Origin of the sequence: Nitrosopumilus zosterae (genome assembly GCF_025998175.1) — an archaeon.
In the GTDB taxonomy this organism is placed as follows: domain Archaea; phylum Thermoproteota; class Nitrososphaeria; order Nitrososphaerales; family Nitrosopumilaceae; genus Nitrosopumilus; species Nitrosopumilus zosterae.
The window spans coordinates 1,520,705-1,532,861 of record NZ_AP026695.1 but is presented as its reverse complement, the minus strand read 5'-3'; the positions used below and the strand labels follow the sequence as shown (position 1 = coordinate 1,532,861).

The 12,157-nt window shown below is 33.8% G+C and carries 13 protein-coding genes and 2 pseudogenes; 5 read left to right on the top strand and 10 right to left on the bottom strand.

Features of this window, described 5'->3' with window-relative positions:
- Positions 1-7: 7 nt before the first annotated feature.
- From OO712_RS09335 to infB, 3 genes are read left to right on the top strand one after another with little or no spacing between them, the layout of a single operon-like run.
- On the top strand, positions 8-208 hold the full coding sequence (locus OO712_RS09335; RefSeq protein WP_109877673.1) for a 50S ribosomal protein L24e: 201 nt from the start codon (positions 8-10) through the stop codon (positions 206-208).
- Positions 209-210: 2 nt separating this feature from the next.
- A complete protein-coding gene (gene ndk, locus OO712_RS09330) occupies positions 211-612 on the top strand; it encodes a nucleoside-diphosphate kinase (protein WP_109877672.1) in 402 nt (133 codons plus the stop codon).
- Between the two features lie 27 nt (positions 613-639).
- Positions 640-2,400 carry a translation initiation factor IF-2 gene (gene infB / locus OO712_RS09325; protein ID WP_342453487.1) on the top strand — a complete coding sequence of 587 codons (1,761 nt, stop codon included), beginning with the start codon at positions 640-642 and terminating at the stop codon, positions 2,398-2,400.
- A gap of 30 nt (positions 2,401-2,430) precedes the next feature.
- Here infB and trxA read toward each other — a convergent pair whose 3' ends face one another.
- The 9 genes and pseudogenes from trxA to OO712_RS09285 form a co-directional block, all read right to left on the bottom strand.
- Positions 2,431-2,832: a thioredoxin gene (gene trxA / locus OO712_RS09320; protein WP_109877670.1), complete on the bottom strand. Its 402-nt coding sequence runs from the start codon at positions 2,830-2,832 to the stop codon at positions 2,431-2,433.
- 239 nt (positions 2,833-3,071) lie between these two features.
- Positions 3,072-3,218: a hypothetical protein gene (locus tag OO712_RS09315; protein WP_200829115.1), complete on the bottom strand. Its 147-nt coding sequence runs from the start codon at positions 3,216-3,218 to the stop codon at positions 3,072-3,074.
- A gap of 86 nt (positions 3,219-3,304) precedes the next feature.
- A pseudogene (locus OO712_RS10720) lies at positions 3,305-3,997 on the bottom strand (Ig domain-containing protein); the annotation flags it as partial.
- Between the two features lie 81 nt (positions 3,998-4,078).
- Positions 4,079-5,875, bottom strand: a pseudogene (locus tag OO712_RS09310) (fibronectin type III domain-containing protein); the annotation flags it as partial.
- A gap of 237 nt (positions 5,876-6,112) precedes the next feature.
- Positions 6,113-7,735: an Ig domain-containing protein gene (locus OO712_RS09305; RefSeq protein WP_507021944.1), complete on the bottom strand. Its 1,623-nt coding sequence runs from the start codon at positions 7,733-7,735 to the stop codon at positions 6,113-6,115.
- Between the two features lie 79 nt (positions 7,736-7,814).
- Positions 7,815-8,231 (bottom strand): archease, encoded by a 417-nt coding sequence (locus OO712_RS09300; protein ID WP_109876538.1) that lies wholly within the window; start codon positions 8,229-8,231, stop codon positions 7,815-7,817.
- A gap of 71 nt (positions 8,232-8,302) precedes the next feature.
- Positions 8,303-8,863 carry an HD domain-containing protein gene (locus tag OO712_RS09295; RefSeq protein WP_109876537.1) on the bottom strand — a complete coding sequence of 187 codons (561 nt, stop codon included), beginning with the start codon at positions 8,861-8,863 and terminating at the stop codon, positions 8,303-8,305.
- A gap of 236 nt (positions 8,864-9,099) precedes the next feature.
- Positions 9,100-9,231, bottom strand: coding sequence for a hypothetical protein (locus OO712_RS09290; RefSeq protein WP_263970059.1), 132 nt, complete (start codon positions 9,229-9,231; stop codon positions 9,100-9,102).
- A 150-nt stretch (positions 9,232-9,381) separates the two neighbouring features.
- Positions 9,382-9,576, bottom strand: coding sequence for a hypothetical protein (locus tag OO712_RS09285; RefSeq protein WP_109876536.1), 195 nt, complete (start codon positions 9,574-9,576; stop codon positions 9,382-9,384).
- Positions 9,577-9,942: 366 nt separating this feature from the next.
- Here OO712_RS09285 and OO712_RS09280 point away from each other — a divergent pair, with 366 nt between their 5' ends.
- The gene (locus OO712_RS09280) at positions 9,943-10,491 is read left to right on the top strand and encodes a DedA family protein (RefSeq protein WP_109876535.1); all 549 of its coding nucleotides are present in this window, start codon (positions 9,943-9,945) and stop codon (positions 10,489-10,491) included.
- Between the two features lie 96 nt (positions 10,492-10,587).
- On the opposite strand, the gene OO712_RS09275 is transcribed toward OO712_RS09280, so the two are convergent.
- On the bottom strand, positions 10,588-11,379 hold the full coding sequence (locus tag OO712_RS09275; RefSeq protein ID WP_109876534.1) for a DUF72 domain-containing protein: 792 nt from the start codon (positions 11,377-11,379) through the stop codon (positions 10,588-10,590).
- A 627-nt stretch (positions 11,380-12,006) separates the two neighbouring features.
- On the opposite strand from OO712_RS09275, the gene OO712_RS09270 reads away from it, so the two are divergent.
- Positions 12,007-12,153 carry a hypothetical protein gene (locus OO712_RS09270; RefSeq protein ID WP_200829044.1) on the top strand — a complete coding sequence of 49 codons (147 nt, stop codon included), beginning with the start codon at positions 12,007-12,009 and terminating at the stop codon, positions 12,151-12,153.
- The last annotated feature ends 4 nt before the right edge of the window (positions 12,154-12,157 follow it).

Genomic DNA, 12,157 nt, shown 5'->3' with positions numbered 1-12,157 from the left:
ATAAGATATGAGTCTTTTAGTTAAACCATGCAATTTCTGTGACAGACCTGTCGCCAAAGGCTCTGGTACAATGCTTGCAAAAAATGATGGAACTGTTCTTTGGTTTTGCTCTTCAAAATGCAAAAAGAATATGCTAGACCTAAAACGTGATCCAAGAAAACTAAAGTGGACAAAGAAATACGTCAAAGGCGGAATTAGAAAGAAATAGAATTGACTGAACAATCATTATTCATTGTAAAGCCTGATGCGGTAGCTAGAAATCTAGTTGGTCAAGTCATATCACGATTTGAAAGGAAGGGGTTCAAACTATTGAAATTGAAGATGTTTACATTTACTCAACAACAAGCCGAGAATTTTTACGGTGTACACAAAGATAAACCCTTTTTTGGTGAACTGACATCGTTTATCACATCAGGACCTGTTGTTGCAGCAATAATTGAAGGAAATAATGCAATTGCAACTACTAGAATTATGATTGGTGCAACAAAATCATTTGAAGCAGAACCTGGCTCAATTAGAGGGGATTTTGGATTAGGATTTAGTGAAAACATTATTCACGCATCAGATTCACAAGAAAGTTTTGATCACGAATCGAGGGTAGCATTTGAGTGATCTGATTTGCAAATTCGTCAGCCCATAGTGGCAGTTCTTGGTCACGTAGACTCTGGAAAAACATCTCTTTTAGATAGAATTCGTGGTACTGGAGTTCAAGGTAGAGAAGCAGGAGGTATCACTCAACACATTGGTGCAAGTTTTCTTCCATCTGAAACAATCAAAGAAACTTGTGGTATACTATACAAAAAACTTGAACAGGCAGAACACAAAGTTCCTGGAATTTTAGTGATTGACACTCCTGGACACGAAGTTTTTACAAATCTTCGTTCACGTGGGGGTTCTGCTGCTGATATAGCAATTCTAGTAGTTGATGTGAATCGCGGATTTCAACCACAAACTAATGAAAGTTTGAAAATTTTACAGAGCAGAAAAGTTCCTTTTGTTGTTGCGCTAAACAAATGTGATCAAATTTCTGGATGGAGGAAATCTGAAACAAAATTCATCTCACAAGCAATCAAAGAACAAGATGCTTCAATTCAAACTGATCTTGATCAAAAAATCTATGATGTTGTAGGAACTTTGTCAATTCTTGGATATCAATCAGAGGCGTTTTATCGTGTCAAGGACTTTAGATCTGAAATTGCAATAGTTCCAATCTCTGCTCGTTCTGGTGTAGGAATTCCTGAATTACTAAGTGTTCTAGTAGGATTGACACAACAATATCTTCAGAAGAGACTCAATCAGGAAGAAAAAGAACCACGCGGCATTGTTTTAGAAGTTAATGATGAAGTTGGATTGGGTCAAACTGCAAATATCATTTTGATTGATGGTACGATTAAAAAAGAAAACAGCATTGTAGTTGCAAAAAGAGATTCTGTAATTGTCACAAAACCCAAAGCAATACTTTTACCAAAACCCCTTGATGAGATGCGAGATCCTCGAGATAAATTCAAACCCGTTTCACAAGTAGATGCAGCAGCAGGACTAAAAATAGCGTCACCTGATCTTGAAGGTGTACTTCCTGGAAGTACTCTTTATGTTGCAACAAATGATGCTGAGATTGAAAAATACACCAAGCTCATTGAGGCTGAAATGAAATCTGTGTTCATTGATACTGAAACTAATGGAATAATCCTCAAATGTGATACAATAGGCTCACTTGAGGCTATAGTTGAGATGCTAAGACGTTCACAAGTTCCTATTGCAAAGGCCGACATTGGACCTGTGAATAGACGTGATATTATGGAAGCAAAGGCAATCAAAGAAAACGATCGACATCTTGGAATTGTTTTGGCATTTAATGTTAAAATTTTGCCAGATGCAAAAGATGAATCAGAAGATAGTCATATCAAAATATTTGAAGACAAAGTTATCTACAGTTTGATTGATAACTACAACGCATGGGTTGAAGAAGATACCGCAAATGAAGAAGATGCAATGTTTGCAGAACTAACTCCTATTGCTAAATTCACTTTTCTTAAAGGAATGATATTTAGAAATAACAATCCTGCAGTATTTGGAGTTCGTGTAGATGTCGGAACTTTAAAACATAAAATTCCATTTATGAATATGTCTGGACGCAAAGTTGGAACTATTCATCAATTACAACTTGACAAAAAAACAGTATCATCAGCAAAAGCAGGTGATGAGGTTGCATGTTCTGTAAATGACGTTACAATAGGAAGGCAAATATTTGAAGAAGAGATATTTTACACATTTCCTCCCTCACCTGATGCGAAAAAATTACTTACCAAGTACATGCACAAATTAAGTCCTGAAGAACAAGAAGTTCTGAATGATATTGTTAGAATTCAGAGAGAAAAAGAACCAATATACGGTTATTAGATTAAATTTTAAAAATAAACATTCTGATTTTTAGTCTGAATGCTTTTTACAGATCATGTGAATTCCAGGAGCTCCTACTGCGCCCATCATCTTATCCACGACTTTACCAGATCTGAACATGATAAATGTTGGAATAGATTGAACTCCATACCTGATTGAAATATTTTGATTTTGATCAACATTTACTCTGGCAAACTTTATGTTTGGATATTTTTTTGAGAGGCTTTCAAATACTGGATGCATAGATTTACACGGACCACACCATTCTGCCCAAAAATCTACCAACGTTGGATTTTCAGCAGATATTATTTGGTCAAAATTGGAACCGTTCAAATCAATTATTCCAGGCTCAATTTTAGGTTGATTTTTCTGGTTAAGCATCTCTGCTAATTTTTTCTGCATAATTTTTTGAATTTCTGGGTCTTCAGACAATAATTACAAGAAAAAACTTCTACTAAAAAATCTAACCTCATTATTAATCACAAATTAACACTAGGGAAACAATTCGTCTATCATGCAGTAAAAAAATTATTCACTTATGAAATTATCAAAAATTGCAACACTGAATTTGAGAATGGATGCTGTTTTTTATTTGTTATATTGTTCTATTGCTAGTTCTTTATGTGATTCAGAAATCTAGTAAATATTGAATCTTAAACTATTTCTGTAAGTCAATCATCGTCTGTTTTAATGGGAATAGCTTCAAATCTTCGTGATTTGCATATAGGACACTGATCTATGTATTTTGTAAAGCTTACAGAAGTGTATGCAATCCCACAGTCTCCACAAATTCTAAGATTTCGACTCAACTTCCCCATACTGATGCTGAATAAGCATTATGATTAAAACTTAACTTTTATGAAAATTACCAAAATTGCCACCATGGCTTTACAGATGGTTTAACAACAATAGTACAAACTCCTTCAATCAACTTTGTTCCAGGACCACATATGCCAAATTTTTTCTCTACAACTTTTGGCTCTTCCAATCCTACTGCTTGATAAATTGACTCATACTCTGCAAAATTATCGTCAAACCACTTTTTGTAGCTTGCCTCATTGTTGTATCTGTCAACATAACTTTGTGGATCTTTTGTTTCATCAACAAATGCAGCCGGCACTTGCAACGGCTCCTCCAATCCTACTGCTTGATAAATTGACTCATACTCTGCAAAATTATCGTCAAACCACTTTTTGTAGCTTGCCTCATTGTTGTATCTGTCAACATAACTTTGTGGATCTTTTGTTTCATCAACAAATGAAGCTGGAATCTCTAATTCTTTAGGTTCGGGTTCTGGTTCAGGCTCTGATGTGGGTTGTGAATTCCCAATAATGTCGTTTACAGTTATTGTGATTGTTTCTCTATCTACTAGCCCATCTTTTTTTGTTACCACGTCAAATGTGTGGGTTTTTCCCGCATCAGATGCGGATGGAATCCATGAAAACATGCCTGTATTTGATATGATTTTTGCACCTGCAGGTGGATTTTTTTCTAAACTAAATACCACATCTTTAACTGAATTATCTAAAAGCCTGACTGTAAATGATAGGAGTTTTCCTTCATCGATTGAAAGTTTTCCTATTGGACTAATCTGCACATTTGTTGATTTTGGTGTTGCAGAAAATTCATTTGATGGTTCACTAATTCCCACATTGTTAATTGCTGATACTCTGTAGGTATACTTTGTATTTGTAACTAGATTTGTATGCGAATATGTTCTAGTTGTACTTTCAGTATCTTCAACTAGTGTTGTGTATGAATTACTGTCTTTTTTTACTTCAATTTTATAACCTGTAATTGGAGTTTTTCCATTCTCTACTGGTGGACTCCACGATAAATTGATTTGAGTTGAAGATACAACAGATGCCGTTAATTTTATTGGCGGTGTAGAAACCGTCATTTGTACTGCAGTAGATGTAACTGGTTCTTCTGATGTGTCTGTAGAATCTTCTCTAGGAGTGGCGGATGCGGCGTTTGATTCTTCTGTTGATCCAAATCCAATCTTTGCACTTACTGCAAATGAATATGTCTTGTCAATTGCTAAATTACTAACAATAAATGTTCTAGTACTAGCATTTGTGTCTCCTATATTGTCATAAACGCCCGGAATAATCTCTCGTTTAATTTCATATCCATTAATTTTTTGTCCAAAAGTTTCTGATGGTGGTGACCATGAAAGCTTTATTTGACTAGGTGAAATAGCAGTTGCCGTTAATGCTGCAGGAGCTGTGGTGTGTTCTGGTTTTACAGAAACAATTGATGATGAATCACTTATTCCCTCTGAATTAATAGCATGCACTCGATAAAAATAAACATTCTTTGAATCAAGTCCCTGATGAATAAATGATGTGGAAGTACTAGCAGTATCTGCAGTAATTATCATGAAATCTTCTGAGCCAATTTTGTATTCAATTTTATATCCTGTTATTTCAGGCACGTTTTCATCAATTACGGGTTCATCCCATGAAATTATTACTGAAGTCGGTGATATTGGAGATGCTTTGAGATTACTTGGTTTTTCTGGAATTAATGCAACTGGTTCTGGGTTCACATTAAATGCCTGAATTCTATTATTGTCCGAGTCTGCAACAAACAGTAATTCATTTGTTGGATCTAGTGTTATTCCTAATGGGGCATCAAAATTTCCATTACCTGTTCCTAAAGTACCAAACTCTTCTACAAAACATACGCCATCTACTATTTCTTCTGTGCCACTAGGACACGTTGTACCATCAATGATTTCAAATATTTGAATTCTATTGTTGTCTGTATCTGCAACATATAACAAATTATTGGTTGAATCAAACGCTAGACCTGACGGATCATCGAATTCTCCATTGTCATCACCTGAAGAACCAAACTCTTCTACAAAACATACGCCATCTACCACCTCTTCTGTGCCACTAGGACACGTTGTACCGTCAACTAGCTCAAAGATTACAATCCTGTCATTTCCTGAGTCTGTAACATACAACATTTCCTCCGAGTTGTCAATTACCATGTATGTTGGATTTTGAAAATCATCATTTCCATCAAATGAGTCAAACTTGAACAGAAAATCACCTGTAGAATCAAAAACAGAAACTGAATCTCTTTCAATATCTGAAACTAGAATGTTCTTTGTTGATTCTTGTATTGCAATTCCTTTAGCTGATCCTAGGTATTCATCAATACCACTATCTGATGATCCAAATTTTGATTGAAACTCTCCATCGTCATCAAATATCTGAATTCTTGAATTATCTGAATCCACAACAAAAAATTTTCCTAATGCATCTCTGGCAATGCTAATTGGATCATTAAATTGACCGTCTCCTATTTCATTTGCTCCATCTGCATTGTTATCACAATTCTGAATTGCCGTAATATCACAAAATGAGCCATAAATAAAGTCATCATCTCCATCATCTTCAAATACATTGATTCTGCTGTTCTTGTTATCTACTACATAGATATTTTTTCCATTTTTATCCATTATAAGATCAGTTGGAGTATCTAATTCATCATCATCTGAACCTAATGTGCCAAACTTGAAGGTAAATTCTGGTTCTGCATGTGCTATTTGGATAGATGCTATACAAAGCACAAACAATAAACTAAAAATTATTTTTTTCTTCAAGTTGTAATTTCCTTGAATACAAATTTAATAAACTGAATAATTAATTTCACTACTCATTTGATCAATTGAGATTTACAATATTTCCAGATTTTTCTAAATTTTGATGTATTTTCTAGATTTTAAAATCACTATGACTGGTGCTACAAAATACATCCCTATGTTCATCAAAATCACGCCTATCCCATATCCCAAGACCTCTGATTCAGACTCGGCATGTGATAAAATAACTAGTGATGACAGCAATGGGGTGATTCCAATCTTCACTGCTTCTCTGAACACTGGATTCTCTCTTTCCATGTCTGCAACTATTGGTGAGAATGAATAGTAGAATTGGTTGAATCCTGCCATAAATGATGCGCCTGAGTGGGTATTCATCAATTGATTGTCTCGAATTTCTCTGAGTAATTGAACTTGTGGCGCTAATTCAGTCCCATATGTTGCAGTTGCAATAAGGCAACCGCCGCCTTCGGAATTGTCTATAATGATACACATCCCTTCAATCAATTCTGTTCCTTCACCACATTCGCCAAATTCAGATTCTTCAACTACTGGTTCCTCAATTTCAGGCTCTTGAATTCCAACTGCATCATAAATTGTGATGTCTGGATATGTTTTATCAAACCATTTTTTGTAAGTATCTTCTCTATTGTATCTGTCAATGTAATACTGAGGATCCAGATTTGGATCGACAAATGCTGCTAATTCTTTTGGCTCCTCCAATCCTACTGCTTGATAAATTGACTCATACTCTGCAAAATTATCGTCAAACCACTTTTTGTAGCTTGCCTCATTGTTGTATCTGTCAACATAACTTTGTGGATCTTTTGTTTCATCAACAAATGCAGCCGGCACTTGCAACGGCTCCTCCAATCCTACTGCTTGATAAATTGACTCATACTCTGCAAAATTATCGTCAAACCACTTTTTGTAGCTTGCCTCATTGTTGTATCTGTCAACATAACTTTGTGGATCTTTTGTTTCATCAACAAATGAAGCTGGAATCTCTAATTCTTTAGGTTCGGGTTCTGGTTCAGGTGTTGTTTGTTTAGGTTCAATTTCTTCATATGATTTTTTTACAGTAATTGTGACTTTTTCTCTATCTTCCTGGTTTCCGTTGGTTGCGACAACATCGAATGTATAAAAAACATCTTGAATATTCCCATGAGATTTTGAAGGAGTCCAAACAAATTTTCCTGAATTTTGATCTATTGTTGCACCTGATGGAGCATTATTCAAACTAAATACTGTATTAGTAATTGAACTATCAGTAAGACTCGCAGTAAATGTGACTGTTTTTTCTACGTTCACTTCTTTATCTGAAATAGAATTTAATTGCAATACAAAATTTTGAATTTTTAAAACTCTGGTTCCATCAAATTGAAGAGATAAACTTGTACCATTCTCGATTTTATATACAAATGCAGTTGCATTATAGGTTCCCACTGTAGAAAAGATATTTTTTACAGTTTGCGGTATTGTTTCAAAACCTCCATCAGGATCAGAAAAACCTCCAAGTAATTTTGCTTTACCATTCGGATCTTTTACAACTACGTTGACCAACACACTACCTTCGCTTTCATTTCCCAAAAATGAAATTTTTTCATCAATAGTGTAGAAACTTTTTCCCATAGATACTTCTGTTACTTCTGCATATGATGGAATTACCATTAAAACAAACAACGATAATACAAGAAATCCTGTTAATTTAATGAGCACAATAATGCTTATTCCGAGTTTATTTTTAAAAAACACGTATAATTTCTTCTTGCTTTATGCAAAGAAATCTTCACCAAACCTACAAATCTAGCAGGAATCTCATGTAAACTTGACCGTTTGTTCTAATCTCCATGTCATAAAATGTTGGAGCCTTAATCTCTACTTTGAAATTATGCTTGTGAACATCAAGTGGTTCTCCAAATGCTGTTGCACTAATTTTATATCCATTATTTTCCTCGATGTCAAATTCAATCCTTTTAATAGCAAAGCCTTCGGTAATTAGAAGAAATGGTATCTCTTCAAGCCAACTGAAAAGAAGATAGCGTAAATCTTTTCCATTGGCAGAAAATTCTTTTTTATCTTTTTCTTCAACTTTGTCTTGATCAAGTGTGAGATTAATTTCTGCATCTGCTGCTACTGCAAATGCTTCTTTGATATCTTTTGCAGTGACTTCAATAATTGCATCAGTTGCATGATCTAAAAACTTGTAACTCAATTGTATTTTTTGGAAACTTTCTGATTATTAATCTAGTCTATTTTGAATCTATGTTGACAGAGAACTATGATTTATCTTAATTCTGGTTGAAGAGAAACAGATTTCAGTCCGTATCTCTTTAGGATTTGATTGATTGTTTCTAGTAATGTTGCAATCTTGGGATAGTTGCTATTTGTTAAATCCGTTTTGATTATTGTTAGATAATGTCTTTTTTGTTTTGCTTGACGGATTTTTTTAGATTTTGATGTTTCATAATTTTTTAAATCACTCAAGTTTGCGGAAATATCACAAAGTTTGATTAATTTTGCATCAAATGATGCTTCTCTGAGTTGTATGCTGTATTCTTTCTCTCTTTTCTTTCTTGGCAGTGTTTTATTTTTACTTAATGATGATACAATTACTGCTATTCTGTTTCCAAATTGCTCATACAAATCATCAAAATTTGTATCCGTCTCTTCAATAATGTCATGAAGCCATCCTGCACTTAGAATCTCTTGATCTATTACGCCCAAACTTTTGAGTCTGTTAACAACATCGTCTAGATGTTTTGAATATGGTGCGTTGCTGTCTTTTCTGTATTGTCCAGAATGTTTTGCTTTTGCAAACAATTCTGCATTTTTAACTAATTCCAAAACTTTTTTCCTCTATTGTAAAATTTGAATTATTCCTTATTCTAGTTTAGTGCTATTGTGCTTTCTCAGTCATTTCGATACTTGGTGAATATAGAAAATTGTCAAAAAGGAGACAAGCTAATTGTTCGACAAACGATATTCCTAAAATAGATGGTTTGTACAATGTATATGCATAGAGGACAATACGTTTTTGCTCTGTATTGACATTCTCTGGTAATACTCCCCTAATTCAAGAATCATTCTAAGGGAAAATCAATTTTACATATCGTGCATTTGCCTCTTTGACCTTTGTATCGTTCCTCAAAATATTCAATAATCTCAGCACTGCATACCAAACAAGTTATTTCTTCATCATCTTGTTCTTCCACAATATAATGTACATTTCATTACTTTTATCCATATTCGTACAAATATTCACAAATACTTCAATATGTTTAGCATTCTTGATTTTTTTAACATCGGTAGAAAAAATGAATGAATTCTGAAAAATAAGTCACTAAACAGTAAAACCTAAAATATTAAGTTACTTTGACATCTATTATCTTTTCAAACAAGTCATCAAACTTTTTTAATTCATCTTTTGTAAATTCTCTTTCTTGTTTAATTGCAGTCTTTAACATGTCTACCATTAGGTGAAATTCTTTTTGCTCCATTACTCCCCTAACATACAAAAATATTTTTGAGTATAAATCCTTTATTTTGTTATTTTTCATTTTATGGATCACAATTATTCAAAATAAAGATCTACAAAATTTATTCATTTTACAAATTTTAACTCGAATAATCAAGTGATCCCAATTTCCAAAAAATATTTTTTAAAAGATCGATCATAATCCAAAATATTTAATTTTCTGAAACTTGCTAGTTTTTCAAATTCACATGATCCTGCATTTTCCTGACCTGAAATAGGGTTTTTAATTGACACTGCAAAATGAATAATGTGGTTTGCCATATTATAAAATCAACAAATGCTCAATAATTCTAATTAACACATCATCTCAAGTTGTCATCTCAAAGTGACTAGTCTGTCCTATTTACACTCGTAAAGTAATTTAGTAAGATTTCACTGGCAGAAGCAAATGGAACCGTTTGATTCGTTTCTGGTCTGGATTGCAGATTTTCTAGGAGAACATCTCTACGAAGGAATTTTCCTAGCTGCCTTACTTGAGACTATAGTTCCGCCTATCCCGACACTTGCTGTTTTTCCTACTGCTGGATTCTTGGCATCACAACAGGGAATTTCTGTCATTGGTCTTATTCCAATGATTATACTGGGAGCAATTGGTGCCACTCTTGGTACTTCGGCTATTTACCTAATTGCATTAAAACTTGGACGAGTTGTTCTAATTCGTTATTTACGATATGTTCGCGTATCTGAAAAAAAATTAGAACGAGTTGAAATATGGTTTGAAAAATATGGTGACAAAGCTGTATTTTTGGGAAGAATGGTTCCAGTGATGAGAGAAATGATTTCAATTCCTGCTGGATTATTGAAAATGAGAATTCCCAAATTTGTGGCTTACACATTTGCTGGATCATGTGTTTGGTCTACTGGAACAATTCTGTCTGGATATTATTTTGGAGAAGCGGTAGGACTTGGTACCAATGTAATTTCATCATTACCTTAAATATCAAAAATGCTCTATGTATAATACCATCCTATTGTTTGGCGGATGTTTGACAGGAATTCTTCAATGCTCCCCTAGTTATTGAAGAATTTCTGTTTAAAAATTACCCAATGTTTTCTGTTTTTTTTCGTCCCACATCAATTCTCTCATTCCTAATTCCATTCTTAAAGAATTAGCAGTTGCAGGACCAAATCCTTCATAGTGATTATTTGTCATTACCATTGCGAGTGGAACATCTTGAATGTTTCCTAGTCTCTCTGCCCAGTTTCTAATTGCTTCTTTTTTGCTTTTTGAAACTTTACCAAATTCTGAATCTGGAATAGAGTGATCTCCAATTAATCTTACATACAGATAGCTTGCAGTTACCGGCATTGGATTGGATACTCCCTCGACATCATTCCATACAAGGCAATGTTTGTTTTGTTTAAGATATGATGTCGCTTCATCAGTAAACCATGATTCGTGTCTGCCCTCGATGGGATATAAAAAATCGTTAGGCAAAATATCAAACAATTCTTCCAGTCTTGGTTTTGCCTCATCAAATGATAATGATGGAGGCAGTTGAAGAACTAATGCTGAAATCTTTTCATGAATTGGAATGAGTGATGACATGAATGAAAAAATCTCTGAATTTACCCTTTCTAGCCTCTTTTCATGCGTAATTAATGCTGGAAATTTGGCTGTAAATCTAAAATGTCTTGGAGTGTCTGCATTCCATTTTCTTACAATTTCTTGAGAAGGTATCTTGTAAAATGTGGAATTAATTTCAGTAATTTCAAAAATCTGTGAATAGTATTTGAGCCATTCTGAACTCTTTAGATTTCTGGGATAAAATGTGTCGGACCATCCTTTATAGCTCCATCCGGTGCACCCAATTTTGATATTCATTGAATGAATAGGGCAAACTCTGTTTTTAAAAATTTGAAAGCTGACTAGAGCGGATTAATCTTTACACAGCCCTGCTGTATGCATAGACCGGTAAACAATCACCTGCATTCAGACAATAGGATATTGTGTCAGCTTTCCACAGTACTATATGCAGTTATTAAATAAAAAGTAGATCCTCATTCTCAGATATGCCGATGATTATAGATCTAAAGCATGATGTTTCCTTTTGTGCTGGTAATAGACACTTGAACCTTAAATCAATGTTCAGAGAAGGAAAAGGCTACAATTGAATATGATCTTAGTATTTATGATATTTTTCATATGTTAATATGTATAATTTCAAAGTTAAATGGATAATTTCTACTTGAAGTTTATATGAAAATTTTGATAAATTAATCTATGTTTAATCTAAAAAAGAAAAGAGAATCCAAATTCATTTACATTCCGCCTGTATCAAAAAGTCAAATTTATCAAAACTAGATTCAAAGTACCGAGATTAACAGTTGGTTTTACTCTTGTTAATCCTCTCATAACAATTGTTTGCATTTTTTATTTTGAGATAATTTTATACGAAATAGATGTGGTTTTTATACTGAAAATCATCTTTACATAAATAGAGAAGTTAAGATGGCACAAAGAATAACCGTAGTTTTGCAGGATGATATTGTCAAGAGGCTAAGACTTAAACAAGCTAAAATGATCCAAGAATCCTCTAAAAACATAAGTTTCTCACATGTAATTAACGCAGAATTAAGCAAGTCTCTAAAAAAGTAATTTT

Excerpts from the sequence above, each read along its gene's own strand:
- OO712_RS09335 (WP_109877673.1), top strand. The coding sequence starts at position 8 with ATGAGTCTTTTAGTTAAACCATGCAATTTCTGTGACAGACCTGTCGCC.
- OO712_RS09315 (WP_200829115.1), bottom strand. The coding sequence starts at position 3,218 with ATGGGGAAGTTGAGTCGAAATCTTAGAATTTGTGGAGACTGTGGGATT.
- OO712_RS09285 (WP_109876536.1), bottom strand. The coding sequence starts at position 9,576 with ATGAAAAATAACAAAATAAAGGATTTATACTCAAAAATATTTTTGTAT.
- OO712_RS09280 (WP_109876535.1), top strand. The coding sequence starts at position 9,943 with ATGGAACCGTTTGATTCGTTTCTGGTCTGGATTGCAGATTTTCTAGGA.
- OO712_RS09275 (WP_109876534.1), bottom strand. The coding sequence starts at position 11,379 with ATGAATATCAAAATTGGGTGCACCGGATGGAGCTATAAAGGATGGTCC.
- OO712_RS09270 (WP_200829044.1), top strand. The coding sequence starts at position 12,007 with ATGGCACAAAGAATAACCGTAGTTTTGCAGGATGATATTGTCAAGAGG.